Genomic DNA, 16,154 nt, shown 5'->3' on the forward strand with positions numbered 1-16,154 from the left:
AACGGCGCTCGCTCGCAAGGGCGAGCGCATGGAGATTTCTTATGTCAGTTTGTGCCCCGAACGCGGTCCTTTCGGTCAGCGGAATCGGCAAGACGTACGCGCAACCGGTGTTGACCGGCATTGACCTGACGCTGATGCGTGGTGAAGTGCTGGCGTTGACCGGCGAAAACGGTGCTGGCAAAAGCACGCTATCGAAAATCATTGGTGGGCTGGTCACTCCGACCACCGGCCAGATGCAGTTCCAGGGGCGCGACTACCGTCCTGGCAGCCGAACCCAGGCTGAAGAACTGGGCATTCGCATGGTCATGCAGGAGCTCAATCTGCTGCCGACCTTGTCCGTCGCGGAAAACCTGTTTCTCGATAACCTGCCCAGCAATGGCGGATGGATCAGTCGCAAGCAGCTGCGTAAAGCGGCGATCGAAGCCATGGCTCAGGTCGGGCTCGATGCGATCGATCCGGACACCCTGGTCGGCGAGCTGGGCATCGGTCATCAGCAAATGGTCGAGATCGCCCGCAACCTGATCGGCGACTGCCATGTGCTGATTCTCGATGAGCCGACTGCGATGCTGACGGCCCGTGAAGTCGAGATGCTCTTTGAGCAAATCACCCGCCTGCAAGCCCGCGGCGTGGCTATCATTTACATTTCCCATCGTCTGGAAGAGCTGGCTCGGGTTGCTCAGCGTATTGCCGTGTTGCGTGACGGCAATCTGGTCTGTGTCGAACCCATGGCCAATTACAACAGCGAGCAACTGGTCAATCTGATGGTGGGTCGCGAGTTGGGCGAGCACATCGACCTCGGTCCACGGCAAATCGGCGCGACGGCCTTGACCGTCAAAGGGCTGAGCCGTTCGGACAAGGTTTGCGATGTGTCCTTTGAGGTGCGCAGCGGCGAAATTTTCGGGATTTCCGGATTGATCGGGGCAGGGCGCACGGAACTGTTGCGCCTGATTTTCGGCGCCGATGCGGCAGACAGCGGCACGGTCGCCCTTGGTTCGCCGGCGCAAGTTGTGAGCATCCGGTCACCCGCCGACGCGGTCGGTCACGGCATTGCCCTGATCACCGAAGATCGCAAAGGCGAAGGCCTGCTGCTGACTCAATCGATCAGCGCGAACATTGCCTTGGGCAACATGCAGGTGATCTCCAGTGGCGGCATTGTCAACCCGGGTGACGAGATGGCGTTGGCGCAGCGGCAGATCGACGCCATGCGCATTCGCAGTTCCAGCCCTGCGCAGCTGGTTTGCGAGTTGTCGGGTGGCAATCAGCAGAAGGTCGTGATCGGCCGCTGGCTTGAGCGCGAGTGTTCGGTGCTGTTGTTCGATGAGCCGACTCGCGGCATTGATGTGGGCGCCAAATTCGATATTTATGCATTGCTCGGCGAGCTGACGCGCCAGGGCAAGGCGCTGGTGGTGGTTTCCAGTGATTTGCGTGAGCTGATGCTGATCTGCGATCGCATCGGCGTGTTGTCGGCCGGGCGCTTGATCGATACCTTCGAGCGCGACAACTGGACTCAGGATGATTTGCTTGCCGCCGCTTTTGCCGGCTACCAAAAACGTGATGCGTTGCTCAACGAAGTGGCGCCTAGGGATCTCCCATGATAACTGCACTGTCTGCTGGCAAACGTAGTGGCAATTTTTACGGTCTCGGTACCTATCTGGGCCTGGCCGGTGCCTTGCTGGCGATGATTACGCTGTTCTCGGTCTTGAGCAGCCATTTCCTCTCTTACGACACCTTCAGCACGCTGGCCAATCAGATTCCGGACCTGATGGTGCTGGCGGTCGGCATGACGTTCGTGTTGATCATCGGCGGCATCGACCTCTCGGTGGGTTCGGTGCTGGCCTTGGCGGCCTCGACCGTCAGCGTGGCGATCCTCGGCTGGGGCTGGAGTGTGTTGCCGGCGGCGTTGTTGGGCATGGCCGCAGCTGCGGTGACCGGGACCCTCACCGGATCGATCACCGTGGCCTGGCGCATTCCGTCGTTCATCGTCTCGCTGGGCGTGCTGGAGATGGCTCGCGGCGTTGCCTATCAGATGACCGGCTCACGCACGGCCTACATTGGTGATGCCTTTGCCTGGTTGTCCAATCCGATTGCCTTTGGTATTTCGCCGTCGTTCATCATCGCGCTGCTGATTATTTTCATCGCTCAGGCGGTGTTGACCCGCACCGTGTTCGGTCGCTACCTGATCGGTATCGGCACCAACGAGGAAGCTGTGCGTCTGGCGGGCATCAACCCAAAACCCTACAAGATCCTGGTGTTCAGTCTGATGGGGCTGCTGGCGGGTATCGCCGCACTGTTCCAGATCTCGCGTCTGGAAGCGGCGGACCCAAATGCCGGTTCCGGCCTGGAGTTGCAAGTCATCGCTGCCGTGGTGATCGGTGGCACCAGCCTGATGGGCGGCCGTGGCTCGGTGATCAGTACCTTCTTCGGCGTGTTGATCATTTCCGTACTGGCTGCCGGGCTGGCGCAAATCGGCGCGACCGAACCGACCAAGCGCATCATCACGGGTGCGGTGATCGTGGTCGCGGTGGTGCTGGACACTTACCGCAGCCAACGCGCAAGTCGACGGAGCTGAATCATGGCAACGATCAAGGATGTAGCGGCGCTCGCGGGGATTTCCTACACCACGGTTTCCCATGTGGTGAACAAGACCCGGCCCGTCAGCGAAGAGGTTCGGCTAAAGGTCGAGGCGGCGATCAAGAGTCTGGACTACGTGCCCAGCGCCGTTGCGCGCTCGCTGAAAGCAAAGACCACCGCGACCATCGGTCTGTTGGTGCCCAACAGCCTCAACCCGTACTTCGCGGAGCTGGCTCGTGGCATCGAGGATTACTGCGAGCGCAATGGTTATTGCGTGATCCTCTGCAACTCCGACGACAACCCGGACAAACAGCGCAGTTACCTGCGCGTGCTGCTGGAAAAACGCATCGACGGGCTGATTGTCGCGTCTGTTGGCGGCGATAGCGGGCTGGCGCAAGGGCTGGTCGGCGTGCGTACGCCGATGGTGATCGTCGACCGTGGGCTGGAAGGACTCGATGCTGACCTGGTGCGCATCGACCACGAATACGGTGCTTACCTGGCGACCCGGCATTTGCTGGAACTGGGCCATCGCGACATCGCTACCATCGGCGGCCCGGCACATACCAGTGTGGCGCAGATGCGTCTGGCAGGTTATTGCCGGGCCTTGAAAGAGGCGGGCGTCGAAGTGCCGAGAGAGTGGATGCTTGAAAGTGACTTCACCAGCACCGGCGGTTACAACGCGGCGGCAGTCTTGCTGGAAAAGAACCCGCCCAGCGCGATCTTTGCTGGTAACGACATGATCGGTATCGGCGTGCTGCGGGCAGCCGCCGAGCGCAATATCCGGGTGCCGAGCGAGCTTTCGGTCATCGGCTTTGACGATATTCAGATGAGCCGTTATGTCTATCCGGCGCTGACCACGGTCGGTCAGTCGATCCTGCAGCTTGGTGAGATGGCTGCGCAAGTGCTGCTGCGACGGATCGCGACACCTGAATTGGCGACCGAACAGCGGATCGTGACGCCCAGCATTGTCATGCGAGAGTCGACCGCGCCGCTGGCCGGCGTATTCAACCAATACCGCTGAAATGACTTGATGAGTAGTGATGTATGCCAGCAAAAGTAGTGGTTGTAGGCAGTCTGAACATGGATCTGGTGACCCGTGCTCAAAGATTGCCGCGTGCCGGCGAGACACTGATTGGCGAGTCGTTTGCCACCGTGTCGGGCGGCAAGGGTGCTAATCAGGCCGTCGCGTCTGCCCGGCTCGGCGCGCAGGTGTCGATGATCGGTTGCGTGGGTGAGGACGCTTATGGCGGGCAGTTGCGTGCTGCGCTGTTGGCAGAGCAGATCGACTGTCAGGCGTTGACATCGGTCGAGGGGGCCAGCGGTGTGGCGCTGATCGTGGTCGATGACAACAGCCAGAATGCGATTGTCATCGTTGCGGGGGCCAACGGTCTGCTGACCCCTGGCGTGGTTGCCGGGTTCGACGCGGTGCTTGCGGCAGCGGATGTGGTCATCTGTCAGCTTGAAGTGCCGATGCTCACGGTCGGTTATGTCCTCAAGCGCGGTCGTGCGTTGGGTAAAACGGTGATCCTGAATCCGGCGCCGGCTACTGGTCCGTTACCGGCCGATTGGTACTCGTCGATCGATTATCTGATCCCCAACGAAAGCGAAGCTTCGGCCCTGAGCGGTTTGCCGGTGGACTCTCTGGAGAGCGCCGAACTGGCCGCGCGTCGGTTGATCGCTGCCGGAGCCGGCAAGGTCATCATCACATTGGGTGCCCTGGGTTCACTGTTCGCCAACGGGCAGAGTGTTGAGCATTTTCCGGCGCCCAAGGTCAAGTCAGTCGACACCACGGCGGCTGGCGACACCTTTGTCGGCGGTTTTGCGGCGGCGTTGGCCTCAGGCAAAAGCGAAGCCGAGGCGATTCGTTTCGGTCAGGTCGCGGCAGCCTTGTCGGTGACGCGGGCCGGTGCGCAACCCTCGATCCCTTTCTTGTCAGACGTACAGGCCTTTAACGCATCATGAAAAAAACACCCTTGCTCAATATCGCGCTGTCGCGGCTGATTGCTTCTCTGGGTCATGGCGACATGGTGGTGATTGGCGATGCCGGTCTGCCGGTGCCCCCCGGGGTTGAGTTGATCGACCTGGCGTTGACCCAGGGCATTCCGGATTTTGTCAGCACCTTGCACGTTGTGCTCAGTGAAATGCAGGTGGAAAGCCACGTGCTGGCCGAAGAGATCCTGCTCAAGCAGCCTCCGGCGCTGCAAGCGATCGACGAACTGACGGCCAAGGCTGCGATGGGCCAGCGGCAGTTGCTCAGTCATGACGAGTTCAAGCTCCTTAGCCGGCAGGCCAGGGCGATTGTTCGTACGGGCGAATGTCAGCCGTACTGCAATATCGTGCTGGTTGCAGGGGTGACGTTTTAGTTCTCCATACCCCATCCGATCTATCCAGGACCGATTTATCCAAGCACAAGGAGTGCGCTATGTACCGCTATGCTCAAAAATTGCATCACCTGATCCGGAGTCTGCTGCTTTTGTCCTTGCTCACCGCTACAGGCGCCCACGCGGCGGAAAAGATTGATCTGATCATCGACACCGATCCGGGGGCCGATGACGTAGTGGCGCTGCTGTTTGCCCTGGCGTCGCCCGAAGAACTGAACATCCGCGCGCTTACCACCGTTGCCGGTAACGTTCGTCTGGACAAAACCTCGCGTAATGCGCGACTGGCCCGTGAGTGGGCAGGGCGCGAAGAGGTGCCGGTCTATGCGGGTGCACCGAAACCGCTGATGCGTACGCCGATCTATGCCGAGAACATTCACGGCAAGGAAGGCCTTTCCGGTGTCACGGTGCATGAACCCAAGGCCGGGCTGGCCAAAGGCAACGCGGTCAAATACCTGATCGACACCTTGCGCGCAGCCAAGCCTCACAGCATCACTATCGCAATGCTCGGGCCGCAGACTAACCTGGCGCTGGCGCTGATTCAGGATCCGGAGATCACCCAAGGCATCAAGGAAGTGGTGATCATGGGGGGCGCGCACTTCAACGGCGGCAACATTACCCCGGTCGCTGAGTTCAACCTGTTTGCCGACCCGCAAGCGGCTGAAGTTGTGCTCAAGAGTGGTGTGAAACTGACCTATCTGCCGCTGGACGTGACCCACAAGATTCTGACCAGCGACGCTCGCCTGAAGCAGATTGCTGCGCTGAACAACAATGCCAGCAAGTTGGTGGGTGACATTCTCAACGAATACGTCAAAGGCGACATGGAACACTACGGTATTCCAGGTGGCCCGGTGCACGACGCCACGGTGATCGCGTACCTGCTCAAGCCCGAACTGTTTACCGGCCGTGCGGTGAACGTGGTGGTCGACAGTCGCGAAGGGCCAACCTTCGGCCAGACCATCGTTGACTGGTACGACGGTCTGAAAGCCCCGAAGAACGCGTTCTGGGTCGCGAACGGCGATGCTCAGGGCTTCTTCGACTTGCTGACGGCGCGTCTGGCGCGTCTGAAGTAAGCCTTACACCCGCAGGTGCCAGCCTGCGGGGTTTACGCCCTTTCGGTATGGGGTGCGCCCCCGTGATCGGCCAGGTACTTCTCGAATATCTGTGCGATGAAGGTCTGGGCGCCTTGCGTGCCCAGGTCCTTGACCAACAGATCAACAGCTATGATTGCCAGCTCTTCCGGGCTGCCGGGGCTGTAAGAACTGTGGCCCTCGGGCCAGCTGGCTTTGATGTCGACTTCAATGGTTACGTTGGTCATGAGTGTCTCGCGAGGTCGGGAAGTCTGTGTGTTGAGTTAACCACCTTGCGCAGCTTTTGGCACTCCGACTTAGGCACGAAAGCAGGGCTATGCGACACTTAGGCTTTGTGGATATCAAGGAACGTGCTGTGCAGATCGATTTGAATACCCCGGATGGCTTGACGCTTGAGGCTGTGCGCCAGTTGCTGGCGTCTGCCAGCGACGATGCGCACACCCAGTTGCGGGTCACGAAGTCGGGTATTGCCTACATTTCGTCGGGGGTCGTCGGCGGAACGGATATCGACGGGCTGTTGTTTCGCCTGGAGACGTGGGCCAAGGGTTCCGGGTATGTAGGTTTGGTTGCCGCCAGTGATGAGGTCTGGGTCATGCAGATATTCAACGCGTTGAAGCAGAACTGGCCGAAACCGCCCTACGATTACATCGATATCTACTGAGCCTGCTCATATTCAGTCACGATTGCGCGCTGAACAGTGCGTCATGGCTCAGGCAAACTTGCATGCTTGGCGGTGTTGACGGCGGATGATGGCGGCGACCATGAAACCAAACACCAAAACGGCTGTCGCACGAATTCAGCTCAACTATTGAAAAGGAGGCGTCATGCCTTGGAAGCTCGCGTCATTAGGTACTTTGCTGGCCGCTGTCATGTTGGCAGGTTGCAGCAGTACCTCCGAGTCGGCAAAGGACCCTGTGGTCGCCGAGGCCGGTCACGGCCGCTGTGAGGCAAAGGCTGCCGAATTCGCCATTGGCAAGAAGGCTTCGCCAGAGCTGCTGGAGCAGGCCCGCACGCGTTCCGGGGCGCAGAATGCACGGATTCTCGGGCCGAACGACATGATCACTCTGGAATACCGTTCAGATCGTTTGAACCTCAACACTGACGCCAACCTGGTGATTACCCGCGTCAACTGCGGCTGATCGCGTCAGGCTTTTGTTGCGGCCATAAAAAACCCCGTCACATGGACGGGGTTTTTTTAGTGCGCCTGGAAATTACTCTGGGCGAACTTGAGCAGCTTGCATACCCTTTTGGCCTTTCTCAGCCACGAAGGAAACAGTCTGGCCTTCTTTCAGGCTTTTGAAACCGTCGCTTTCGATAGCTTTGAAGTGTACGAACAGGTCGTCACCGCCACCTTGAGGAGTGATGAAGCCGAAGCCTTTTTCATCGTTGAACCATTTAACGGTGCCGGTTTGGCGATTAGACATGGTGTATCTCCAAGAAACATATATTTTCAGTAGTACTGTGCTGCTCAGGCCAACTGGGCACACCCGAGTATCATAGTCGAAATGTTCGGTTTGGGAGCCCCCCGGACGCGCTGTTTGCCCCTCGGTTGTGCTTTATTTGTGCCCTTGATGGGCTGTAAGCCCCGGTTTCAGGGGCTTGCAGCCTGTAAAAGGGCCATTAAAAAAAGCCGTAAAAGCTGCGTAAATTGTGTGAATCAACCGTTTTTCTGGCTGTTTCAGGCTTCCGGAGCCTTAACATTTGCGCCGAAACGGCCTATTTCTGAACTTTGCAGGCGGAGATTTCCTTCAGTGCGCGGTTGCTCAGATCGGCGCTTGGAGGGTTCTTCGGATCCATCAATTGCTTGATCTCTTCAGTTGTAAACTTCTTCTCCAGAACGTCGGCGCCGCAGGTGCAGTGTTGCTTGGCGAGCTCAGGGTTGACGCTTTGACTGGCAGCAGCAGTGCAGTCCTTCATGTAGCTGGCTTTTACACCTGCAGGCCAGGCAGCCTGTGCGCTCAGTGGCAGCAGCAGCGCCAGTGGAGTGGCAAGGGCGAAAAGGCGGATAAGACGCATGACTGGAACTCCTTGAGATCAATGATTTGTGGCGATTCTCAGCCTATTTGAGGTGAGCCGTACATCTCAAGTTCAGTTTTTGATGCAAAAGCCCTGAATTCGGCGTTGCTCAAACAAGGTCGCGGTGATGACCGTTCATCTGTGCTAGGATCCAACGCTCGGGTATTTTCAGGCTCTGGATGATCTGTTCTCCAGTGGCGGCTTATACCTGAATAACCCTGATTTGATCTCCAGTCACTCTGGTTCGGTTTCCGGTTGGCCGCAAGGCTCCTGCCGCTGTAAGGCAGGCGTTCATGATTGAATGGCCTGGACTGAATCGCGTACTGGCTGCTCATCCCAACCCACGTGACCTTTGGTAGGGGTCACCACTAGGAGAGGAGGCGCCATGCCCACTATTACTCTTCCCGACGGCAGTCAACGTTCCTTCGATCATCCGGTTTCCGTAGCCGAGGTCGCCGCATCCATTGGTGCCGGTCTGGCCAAGGCCACCGTGGCCGGTAAGGTCAACGGTAAACTGGTTGACGCCAGCGATGTCATCGACAGCGACGTAACCCTGCAAATCATCACGCCAAAGGATGAAGAGGGGCTGGAGATCATTCGCCACTCTTGCGCCCACCTGATTGGCCATGCGGTCAAGCAGCTGTACCCGACGGCGAAAATGGTGATCGGTCCGGTCATCGATGAAGGCTTCTATTACGACATCGCCTACGAGCGTCCTTTCACTCCGGACGACCTGGCGGCGATCGAACAGCGCATGCACCTGCTGATCGAAAAAGATTACGACGTCATCAAGAAAGTCACTCCGCGCGCCGAAGTGATCGACGTGTTCACCAACCGTGGCGAAGACTACAAGCTGCGCCTGGTCGAAGACATGCCGAACGAGCAGGCCATGGGCCTGTACTATCACGAAGAATACGTCGACATGTGCCGCGGTCCGCACGTGCCGAACACCCGCTTCCTGAAATCCTTCAAGTTGACCAAGCTGTCCGGCGCTTACTGGCGCGGCGATGCGAAAAACGAGCAATTGCAGCGCGTTTACGGCACCGCCTGGGCTGACAAGAAGCAACTGGCGGCTTACATCCAGCGTATTGAAGAAGCTGAAAAGCGTGACCATCGCAAGATCGGCAAGCGTCTTGGCCTGTTCCATACCCAGGAAGAAGCGCCGGGCATGGTTTTCTGGCACCCGAACGGCTGGACCCTGTACCAGGTACTCGAGCAGTACATGCGCCAGGTCCAGCGTGAAAACGGCTATCTGGAGATCAAGACTCCGCAAGTGGTTGACCGTGGCCTGTGGGAGAAATCCGGGCACTGGGCCAACTACGCCGAGAACATGTTCACCACGCAGTCGGAAAACCGCGACTACGCGATCAAGCCGATGAACTGCCCTTGCCACGTGCAAGTGTTCAACCAGGGCCTGAAAAGTTACCGCGAACTGCCGATGCGTCTGGCCGAGTTCGGTGCTTGCCACCGTAACGAACCGTCCGGTGCGCTGCACGGCATCATGCGTGTGCGTGCGTTCACTCAGGACGATGCTCACATCTTCTGCACTGAAGACCAGATGCAGGCCGAATCCGCTGCGTTCATCAAGCTGACCATGGATGTCTACGCCGATTTCGGCTTTACAGACGTCGAAATGAAGCTGTCCACTCGTCCGGAAAAACGCGTCGGCTCCGATGAGTTGTGGGATCGCGCAGAATCGGCGCTGGCCGCAGCCCTTGATAATGCAGGCCTGCCGTACGATCTACAGCCAGGCGAAGGGGCTTTCTATGGTCCGAAAATCGAGTTCTCGCTAAAAGATTGCCTCGGTCGTGTCTGGCAATGTGGTACCTTGCAGCTCGATTTTAACCTGCCGATCCGTCTGGGAGCCGAATACGTCTCCGAAGACAACAGTCGCAAGCACCCGGTTATGTTGCACCGGGCGATCCTCGGTTCCTTCGAGCGTTTCGTCGGGATTCTGATCGAGCACTACGAGGGCGCGTTCCCTGCGTGGCTGGCTCCGACTCAGGCAGTGATCATGAATATCACTGATAAACAGGCAGATTTTGCCGCTGAAGTTGAAAAAACTCTCAACCAAAGCGGTTTTCGTGCCAAGTCTGACTTGAGAAATGAAAAGATCGGCTTTAAAATCCGCGAGCATACTTTGCTCAAGGTTCCCTATCTCTTGGTTATCGGAGATCGGGAAGTCGAGATGCAGACTGTCGCTGTGCGTACTCGTGAAGGTGCTGACCTGGGCTCGATGCCCGTCGCCCAGTTCGCTGAGTTCCTCGCGCAAGCGGTTTCCCGGCGTGGTCGCCCAGATTCGGAGTAATTATTATTAAGCGTGAAATGAGACAAGATAAACGAGCTGCACCGAAAGCCCCGATCAACGAGAATATCTCGGCACGCGAGGTTCGGTTAATTGGCGCTGACGGCGAGCAGATTGGCATCGTCTCGATTGATGAAGCGCTTCGTATTGCTGAAGAAGCCAAACTGGATCTGGTGGAAATTTCCGCCGACGCAATCCCACCGGTTTGCCGTGTGATGGATTACGGCAAATCGATCTTCGAAAAGAAGAAGCAGATTGCCGCAGCGAAAAAGAACCAGAAGCAGATTCAGGTTAAAGAAATCAAGTTTCGTCCAGGGACGGAGGAAGGGGATTACCAGGTAAAACTGCGCAACCTGGTACGTTTCCTGAGTGACGGGGACAGGGCCAAGGTATCCTTGCGATTCCGCGGCCGTGAGATGGCCCACCAGGAGCTGGGGATGGAACTCCTCAAGCGGGTTGAAGGTGACCTGCTCGAGTACGGTTCGGTCGAACAGCATCCTAAGATGGAAGGACGCCAGCTGATCATGGTCATCGCCCCGAAAAAGAAGAAGTAATCAACAGGGCACGGCAGGCCTTGCGATTATGTTTATCAACTGAATGCGGAGTATCCGAACATGCCAAAGATGAAAACTAAAAGTGGTGCTGCTAAGCGGTTTCTGAAAACTGCTAACGGTATCAAGCACAAGCACGCTTTCAAGAGCCACATCCTGACCAAAATGTCGACCAAGCGTAAGCGTCAACTACGCGGTAGCAGCTTGCTTGCTCCGTGTGACGTGGCAAAAGTCGAGCGCATGCTGCGCCTTCGTTAATTTTTGGTTAAGAATAGAGGAAGTAACTCATGGCTCGTGTAAAGCGTGGCGTCATTGCCCGTAAACGTCACAAAAAAATTCTGAAACTTGCTAAAGGCTACTACGGCGCTCGCTCGCGCGTATTCCGTGTTGCCAAGCAAGCGGTAATCAAGGCAGGCCAATACGCCTACCGTGACCGTCGTCAGAAAAAACGTCAGTTCCGCGCTCTGTGGATCGCTCGTATCAACGCTGGTGCTCGTATCAACGGTCTGTCCTACAGCCGTTTCATCGCCGGCCTGAAAAAAGCGTCCATCGAGATCGACCGTAAGGTTCTGGCTGATCTGGCAGTGAACGAAAAAGCGGCGTTTGCTGCGATTGTCGAGAAAGCTAAAGCCACCTTGGCTTAAGTATCCCCGACAGTCACCCGGGTTCACCTCTGTGGACCCAGGTGTTAAACGTCATAAATAGGGGAAGAGCCTTCAAGCTCTTCCCCTATTTTGTATCTGGAGTCTGTACATGGAAAACCTGGATGCGCTGGTCTCTCAAGCACTAGAGGCTGTGCAAAGCGCTGAAGATATCAATGCCCTGGAGCAAATCCGGGTTCACTACCTTGGCAAGAAGGGTGAGTTGACTCAGGTGATGAAGACCCTGGGGAATTTGCCGGCAGAGGAGCGTCCGCAGGTCGGTGCTCTGATCAACGTCGCCAAGGAGCGTGTCACAGAGGTTCTCAATGCGCGCAAGGCGTTGTTTGAAGAGGCTGATCTAGCCGCCAAACTGTCCGCCGAGTCCATTGACGTGACCCTGCCCGGCCGTGGTCAGACCTCGGGTGGTCTGCATCCGGTTACCCGCACTCTGGAACGTATCGAACAATTCTTCACCCATATTGGCTACGGCATCGCCGAAGGCCCTGAGGTCGAAGACGATTATCACAACTTCGAGGCGCTCAACATCCCAGGCCATCACCCGGCCCGGTCGATGCACGACACCTTCTATTTCAACGCCAACATGCTGCTGCGCACCCATACCTCGCCGGTACAGGTCCGCACCATGGAGTCGAAACAGCCGCCGATCCGCATCGTCTGCCCAGGCCGTGTGTACCGTAGCGACTCGGATATCACCCACTCGCCGATGTTTCACCAGGTCGAAGGCCTGCTGGTCGATCGCGACATCAACTTCGCCGACCTGAAAGGGACCATCGAAGAGTTCCTGCGCGTGTTCTTCGAAAAAGAACTGGCCGTGCGTTTCCGTCCTTCGTACTTCCCGTTCACCGAGCCATCCGCTGAAGTCGACATGGAATGCGTGATGTGCAGCGGTAAAGGCTGCCGCGTCTGCAAGCAGACCGGCTGGCTGGAAGTCATGGGCTGCGGCATGGTTCACCCAAACGTGCTGCGCATGTCCGGGATCGACCCGGAAGAGTTCTCGGGCTTTGCCTTCGGCATGGGCGTTGAGCGTCTGGCCATGCTGCGTTACGGCGTGAACGACTTGCGTCTGTTCTTCGACAACGACTTGCGGTTCCTCGCGCAATTTCGCTAGTCGTAACGAATTCTTAGGAGAGCAGGATGAAATTCAGTGAACAATGGCTGCGCGGCTGGGTAAGCCCGCAGGTAAGTCGCGATGAGCTGGTTGCTCGTCTGTCGATGGCCGGTCTTGAGGTCGATAGCGTTACGCCGGCCGCCGGTGTATTCAGTGGCGTGGTCGTGGGCGAGGTGCTGAGCACCGAGCAGCACCCGGACGCCGACAAGCTGCGCGTTTGCCAGGTCAGCAACGGTTCGGAGACCTTTCAGGTGGTATGCGGCGCGCCAAACGTGCGCCCTGGCCTGAAGATCCCGTTCGCCATGATCGGTGCCGAACTGCCAGGCGACTTCAAAATCAAGAAAGCCAAGCTGCGCGGCGTCGAGTCGAACGGCATGCTGTGCTCGCAAGTCGAGCTGCAAGTGGGCGAAGGCAACGATGGCCTGATGGAATTGCCGGCCGATGCGCCGGTCGGTCAGGATATTCGAGAATACCTGAACCTGGACGACGCCAGCATCGAGGTCGACCTGACCCCGAACCGTGGCGACTGCCTGTCCCTGGCCGGTCTGGCCCGTGAAGTTGGCGCTCTGTACGCCGCTGAAGTGACACGTCCGGTTATTGCCAGCGTTCCAGCCGTACACGATGAAGTGCGTTCGATTGAGGTTCTGGCGCCGGCCGCTTGCCCACGTTACCTGGGTCGTGTGATCCGTAACGTCGACCTGTCCAGGCCTACGCCGCTGTGGATGGTTGAGCGTCTGCGTCGTGCCGACGTGCGCAGCATCGACGCTGCCGTCGACATCACCAACTATGTAATGTTGGAGCTGGGTCAACCGTTGCACGCTTTCGATCTCGCCGAAATCAATGGCGGTATCCGCGTGCGTATGGCCGAAGAAGGCGAGAAGCTGGTTCTGCTCGACGGTCAGGAAGTCAGCCTGCGTAGCGATACGCTGGTGATTGCCGACCATTCCCGCGCCCTGGCGATTGCCGGCGTGATGGGTGGCGAGCACAGCGGTGTCTCCGCAACCACTCGCGATATATTCCTGGAAAGCGCGTTCTTCGATCAGATTGCCGTCGCTGGCAAGGCTCGTTCCTACGGCCTGCACACCGATGCCTCGCACCGCTATGAGCGTGGCGTGGACTGGCAACTGGCCCGTGAAGCCATGGAGCGCGCCACTGGCCTGCTGCTGGAAATCACTGGTGGCGAAGCTGGCCCGATCATCGAAACCGTCAGCGAGCAGCACCTGCCGTCGATCGCGCCGATCACGCTGCGTGCCCAGCGTATCACCCAGATGCTGGGTATGGAAATGGATTCGGCTGAAGTCGAGCGTCTGCTCAGCGCTTTGGGCCTGACGATTTCTGCTGATGGGGCAGGGCAGTGGCATGTTGAAGTGCCAAGCCATCGCTTCGATATCAGCCTTGAAGTCGACCTGATCGAAGAGCTGGCCCGTCTGTACGGTTACAACCGTCTGCCGGTTCGCTACCCGCAAGCCCGTCTGGCGCCACAAGCCAAGGCTGAAGCGCGTAGCGACCTGCCTGAGTTGCGTCGTCTGCTGGTGGCCCGTGGTTATCAGGAAGCGATCACCTATAGCTTCATCGATCCGAAACAGTTCGAGCTGTTCAACCCAGGCGTCGAGCCGTTGCTGCTGGCCAACCCGATTTCGAACGACATGGCGGCCATGCGCTCGTCCTTGTGGCCAGGTCTGGTCAAGGCGCTTCAGCACAACCTGAACCGTCAGCAGGATCGCGTCCGTCTGTTCGAAAGCGGCCTGCGCTTTGTCGGTCAGTTGGAAGGCTTGAAGCAAGAGCCGATGCTGGCCGGTGTGGTGTGCGGTAGCCGTCTGCCGGAAGGCTGGGCTCAAGGTCGCGATGTCGTGGACTTCTTCGACGTCAAGGCTGATGTGGAAGCCGTGCTGGGCTTTGCCGGTGCACTGGACTCGTTCACCTTCGTTCCGGGTAAACACCCTGCGTTGCACCCGGGTCAAACCGCGCGCATCGAGCGTGATGGTCGCGAAGTCGGTTACGTTGGCGCTATCCACCCTGAACTGTCGAAAACCCTCGGTCTCGACCGTCCGGTCTTCGTTTTCGAGCTGGTGCTGGCTGAAGTGGCATTGGGCAAAATGCCTGAATTCAGCGAGTTGTCGCGCTTCCCTGAAGTGCGTCGTGACCTTGCGCTGCTGGCCGACAAAGACGTTGCAGCCAGTGCCGTACTGGATGTAATCCGTGAAAATGCAGGCGAATGGCTGACGGACCTCAGGCTATTTGACGTGTATCAGGGTAAAGGTATTGATCCGCATAGAAAAAGCCTTGCAGTTGGCTTGACCTGGCAGCATCCATCGCGCACTCTTAATGACGATGAGGTGAATACCACGACGCAAAACATCCTCACCTCGCTCGAACAAAGGTTGAACGCCACGTTAAGGAAGTGACGTATGGGGGCTTTGACGAAAGCTGAGATGGCGGAACGTCTGTATGAAGAGCTGGGCCTGAACAAGCGGGAGGCCAAGGAATTGGTCGAACTGTTTTTTGAAGAAATCAGGCACGCTCTTGAAGACAACGAACAGGTGAAGTTGTCCGGTTTCGGCAACTTCGACCTTCGGGACAAACGCCAGCGGCCTGGCCGCAATCCGAAAACGGGAGAAGAAATCCCGATCACGGCTCGCCGTGTGGTCACCTTTCGTCCAGGGCAGAAGTTGAAGGCCCGAGTTGAGGCTTATGCTGGAACCAAGTCATAACGACGAGCTCCCCGTCATCCCAGGCAAACGCTACTTCACCATTGGTGAAGTCAGCGAGCTTTGTGCGGTAAAACCGCACGTGCTGCGCTACTGGGAGCAGGAGTTTCCTCAACTCAACCCCGTCAAGCGCCGCGGAAACCGCCGGTACTATCAGCGCCAGGATGTGCTGATGATCCGGCAGATCCGCGCGTTGCTGTACGACCAGGGGTTCACCATCGGCGGAGCGCGCCTGCGCCTTTCCGGCGATGAAGCCAAAGACGACACCACCCAATACAAGCAAATGATCCGCCAGATGATCGCCGAACTGGAAGATGTTCTGGTGGTACTCAAGAAATAAATTCCTGCTTTTAAATACTTCCAGTTTTCAAAAGCTTGCGATATATTCTTGAGCGTTCCTCGAGATGAGGAACAGGTTTCACGCCTAGTCGGGGCGTAGCGCAGTCCGGTAGCGCACTAGCATGGGGTGCTAGGGGTCGAGTGTTCGAATCACTCCGTCCCGACCATATTTATCAGTAACTTAGGCCAATACTCACAGTATTGGCCTTTTTTACGTGCGTGAGTTTTGCGTGACTCGTCGATTTAGCCCAGCATTCAGAACGCATGGTAACAATCCGCACAGTTTTACCGAGCACCAAGTCTCCGGCCTGATTCGCCCTTGAGTTCGCTGGGTATGACCAGAACTCATACCCCCATGACTTTTAATGGTTACAGCCCCCCGAATCCCCAGTGTTAAAAAATCGCAAACACAGCTCATCAACAAC

Annotated in this window: 19 protein-coding genes and 1 tRNA gene; 17 read left to right on the plus strand and 3 right to left on the minus strand. The window is 57.6% G+C overall.

Translation table 11 applies throughout. The annotated features are described in order from the left end of the window. Nucleotides 1–41: 41 nt before the first annotated feature. The 6 genes from NTD87_RS26790 to NTD87_RS26815 are packed head-to-tail and all read left to right on the plus strand — an operon-like array spanning nucleotide 42 to nucleotide 6,022. Nucleotides 42–1,595, plus strand: coding sequence for a sugar ABC transporter ATP-binding protein (locus tag NTD87_RS26790; RefSeq protein ID WP_262117187.1), 1,554 nt, complete (start codon nucleotides 42–44; stop codon nucleotides 1,593–1,595). Continuing rightward, the gene (locus NTD87_RS26795) at nucleotides 1,592–2,569 is read left to right on the plus strand and encodes an ABC transporter permease (RefSeq protein ID WP_262117188.1); all 978 of its coding nucleotides are present in this window, start codon (nucleotides 1,592–1,594) and stop codon (nucleotides 2,567–2,569) included. The genes NTD87_RS26790 and NTD87_RS26795 overlap by 4 nt, the downstream gene beginning before the upstream one ends. Nucleotides 2,570–2,572: 3 nt before the next feature. Next, the gene (locus tag NTD87_RS26800; RefSeq protein WP_262117189.1) at nucleotides 2,573–3,592 is read left to right on the plus strand and encodes a LacI family DNA-binding transcriptional regulator; all 1,020 of its coding nucleotides are present in this window, start codon (nucleotides 2,573–2,575) and stop codon (nucleotides 3,590–3,592) included. A gap of 23 nt (nucleotides 3,593–3,615) precedes the next feature. Beyond that, on the plus strand, nucleotides 3,616–4,533 hold the full coding sequence (gene rbsK / locus NTD87_RS26805; RefSeq protein WP_262117190.1) for a ribokinase: 918 nt from the start codon (nucleotides 3,616–3,618) through the stop codon (nucleotides 4,531–4,533). Next, the gene (gene rbsD, locus NTD87_RS26810; RefSeq protein ID WP_262117191.1) at nucleotides 4,530–4,934 is read left to right on the plus strand and encodes a D-ribose pyranase; all 405 of its coding nucleotides are present in this window, start codon (nucleotides 4,530–4,532) and stop codon (nucleotides 4,932–4,934) included. Before rbsK ends, rbsD begins: the two co-directional genes overlap by 4 nt. A gap of 59 nt (nucleotides 4,935–4,993) precedes the next feature. Next, nucleotides 4,994–6,022 (plus strand): nucleoside hydrolase, encoded by a 1,029-nt coding sequence (locus NTD87_RS26815; protein ID WP_262117192.1) that lies wholly within the window; start codon nucleotides 4,994–4,996, stop codon nucleotides 6,020–6,022. Between the two features lie 32 nt (nucleotides 6,023–6,054). Here the strand turns inward: NTD87_RS26815 and NTD87_RS26820 are convergent, their stop codons facing one another. After that, nucleotides 6,055–6,267 carry a hypothetical protein gene (locus NTD87_RS26820; RefSeq protein ID WP_262117193.1) on the minus strand — a complete coding sequence of 71 codons (213 nt, stop codon included), beginning with the start codon at nucleotides 6,265–6,267 and terminating at the stop codon, nucleotides 6,055–6,057. A 128-nt stretch (nucleotides 6,268–6,395) separates the two neighbouring features. Here NTD87_RS26820 and NTD87_RS26825 point away from each other — a divergent pair, with 128 nt between their 5' ends. Then, nucleotides 6,396–6,701: a hypothetical protein gene (locus NTD87_RS26825; RefSeq protein ID WP_262117194.1), complete on the plus strand. Its 306-nt coding sequence runs from the start codon at nucleotides 6,396–6,398 to the stop codon at nucleotides 6,699–6,701. Between the two features lie 163 nt (nucleotides 6,702–6,864). Then, a complete protein-coding gene (locus NTD87_RS26830; RefSeq protein WP_262117195.1) occupies nucleotides 6,865–7,179 on the plus strand; it encodes an I78 family peptidase inhibitor in 315 nt (104 codons plus the stop codon). Nucleotides 7,180–7,251: 72 nt separating this feature from the next. On the opposite strand, the gene NTD87_RS26835 is transcribed toward NTD87_RS26830, so the two are convergent. Together NTD87_RS26835 and NTD87_RS26840 are read right to left on the minus strand one after the other, a co-directional pair. After that, entirely contained in the window at nucleotides 7,252–7,464 is a 213-nt protein-coding gene (locus NTD87_RS26835; RefSeq protein ID WP_003179963.1) for a cold-shock protein, read from the minus strand. 292 nt (nucleotides 7,465–7,756) lie between these two features. After that, entirely contained in the window at nucleotides 7,757–8,056 is a 300-nt protein-coding gene (locus tag NTD87_RS26840) for a hypothetical protein (protein ID WP_262117196.1), read from the minus strand. Nucleotides 8,057–8,441: 385 nt separating this feature from the next. Between NTD87_RS26840 and thrS the strand changes: the two genes are divergently transcribed. The 9 genes from thrS to NTD87_RS26885 all read left to right on the plus strand — a co-directional run bounded on the left by thrS (nucleotide 8,442) and on the right by NTD87_RS26885 (nucleotide 15,896). Beyond that, a complete protein-coding gene (gene thrS / locus NTD87_RS26845; RefSeq protein ID WP_262117197.1) occupies nucleotides 8,442–10,364 on the plus strand; it encodes a threonine--tRNA ligase in 1,923 nt (640 codons plus the stop codon). Next, entirely contained in the window at nucleotides 10,364–10,915 is a 552-nt protein-coding gene (gene infC, locus NTD87_RS26850) for a translation initiation factor IF-3 (protein ID WP_173860028.1), read from the plus strand. The genes thrS and infC overlap by 1 nt, the downstream gene beginning before the upstream one ends. 60 nt (nucleotides 10,916–10,975) lie before the next feature. Beyond that, nucleotides 10,976–11,170, plus strand: a complete 195-nt coding sequence (gene rpmI / locus NTD87_RS26855; RefSeq protein ID WP_008145659.1) for a 50S ribosomal protein L35 — start codon at nucleotides 10,976–10,978, stop codon at nucleotides 11,168–11,170. Nucleotides 11,171–11,199: 29 nt separating this feature from the next. After that, on the plus strand, nucleotides 11,200–11,556 hold the full coding sequence (gene rplT / locus NTD87_RS26860; protein WP_007905879.1) for a 50S ribosomal protein L20: 357 nt from the start codon (nucleotides 11,200–11,202) through the stop codon (nucleotides 11,554–11,556). A gap of 109 nt (nucleotides 11,557–11,665) precedes the next feature. Then, nucleotides 11,666–12,682, plus strand: coding sequence for a phenylalanine--tRNA ligase subunit alpha (gene pheS, locus NTD87_RS26865; protein ID WP_007905876.1), 1,017 nt, complete (start codon nucleotides 11,666–11,668; stop codon nucleotides 12,680–12,682). A 26-nt stretch (nucleotides 12,683–12,708) separates the two neighbouring features. Further along, complete coding sequence (pheT, locus tag NTD87_RS26870; protein ID WP_262117198.1) at nucleotides 12,709–15,087, plus strand: phenylalanine--tRNA ligase subunit beta; 2,379 nt, start codon at nucleotides 12,709–12,711, stop codon at nucleotides 15,085–15,087. Nucleotides 15,088–15,090: 3 nt separating this feature from the next. Next, nucleotides 15,091–15,393: an integration host factor subunit alpha gene (ihfA, locus tag NTD87_RS26875; protein ID WP_002553164.1), complete on the plus strand. Its 303-nt coding sequence runs from the start codon at nucleotides 15,091–15,093 to the stop codon at nucleotides 15,391–15,393. Beyond that, nucleotides 15,374–15,730 (plus strand): MerR family transcriptional regulator, encoded by a 357-nt coding sequence (locus NTD87_RS26880; protein ID WP_003179985.1) that lies wholly within the window; start codon nucleotides 15,374–15,376, stop codon nucleotides 15,728–15,730. Before ihfA ends, NTD87_RS26880 begins: the two co-directional genes overlap by 20 nt. 89 nt (nucleotides 15,731–15,819) lie before the next feature. Further along, nucleotides 15,820–15,896: transfer RNA gene (locus NTD87_RS26885), tRNA-Pro, on the plus strand. Nucleotides 15,897–16,154: the final 258 nt, after the last annotated feature.

This window comes from Pseudomonas sp. 6D_7.1_Bac1 (assembly GCF_025465945.1).
Classification (GTDB): domain Bacteria; phylum Pseudomonadota; class Gammaproteobacteria; order Pseudomonadales; family Pseudomonadaceae; genus Aquipseudomonas.

Coding starts and splice junctions, on each gene's coding strand:
- pheS (WP_007905876.1), top strand. CDS start 11,666: ATGGAAAACCTGGATGCGCTGGTCTCTCAAGCACTAGAGGCTGTGCAA.
- rbsD (WP_262117191.1), top strand. CDS start 4,530: ATGAAAAAAACACCCTTGCTCAATATCGCGCTGTCGCGGCTGATTGCT.
- NTD87_RS26790 (WP_262117187.1), top strand. CDS start 42: ATGTCAGTTTGTGCCCCGAACGCGGTCCTTTCGGTCAGCGGAATCGGC.
- NTD87_RS26840 (WP_262117196.1), bottom strand. CDS start 8,056: ATGCGTCTTATCCGCCTTTTCGCCCTTGCCACTCCACTGGCGCTGCTG.
- NTD87_RS26815 (WP_262117192.1), top strand. CDS start 4,994: ATGTACCGCTATGCTCAAAAATTGCATCACCTGATCCGGAGTCTGCTG.
- pheT (WP_262117198.1), top strand. CDS start 12,709: ATGAAATTCAGTGAACAATGGCTGCGCGGCTGGGTAAGCCCGCAGGTA.
- ihfA (WP_002553164.1), top strand. CDS start 15,091: ATGGGGGCTTTGACGAAAGCTGAGATGGCGGAACGTCTGTATGAAGAG.
- rplT (WP_007905879.1), top strand. CDS start 11,200: ATGGCTCGTGTAAAGCGTGGCGTCATTGCCCGTAAACGTCACAAAAAA.
- NTD87_RS26830 (WP_262117195.1), top strand. CDS start 6,865: ATGCCTTGGAAGCTCGCGTCATTAGGTACTTTGCTGGCCGCTGTCATG.
- rbsK (WP_262117190.1), top strand. CDS start 3,616: ATGCCAGCAAAAGTAGTGGTTGTAGGCAGTCTGAACATGGATCTGGTG.
- NTD87_RS26800 (WP_262117189.1), top strand. CDS start 2,573: ATGGCAACGATCAAGGATGTAGCGGCGCTCGCGGGGATTTCCTACACC.
- NTD87_RS26820 (WP_262117193.1), bottom strand. CDS start 6,267: ATGACCAACGTAACCATTGAAGTCGACATCAAAGCCAGCTGGCCCGAG.
- NTD87_RS26795 (WP_262117188.1), top strand. CDS start 1,592: ATGATAACTGCACTGTCTGCTGGCAAACGTAGTGGCAATTTTTACGGT.
- rpmI (WP_008145659.1), top strand. CDS start 10,976: ATGCCAAAGATGAAAACTAAAAGTGGTGCTGCTAAGCGGTTTCTGAAA.
- thrS (WP_262117197.1), top strand. CDS start 8,442: ATGCCCACTATTACTCTTCCCGACGGCAGTCAACGTTCCTTCGATCAT.
- NTD87_RS26835 (WP_003179963.1), bottom strand. CDS start 7,464: ATGTCTAATCGCCAAACCGGCACCGTTAAATGGTTCAACGATGAAAAA.
- NTD87_RS26880 (WP_003179985.1), top strand. CDS start 15,374: ATGCTGGAACCAAGTCATAACGACGAGCTCCCCGTCATCCCAGGCAAA.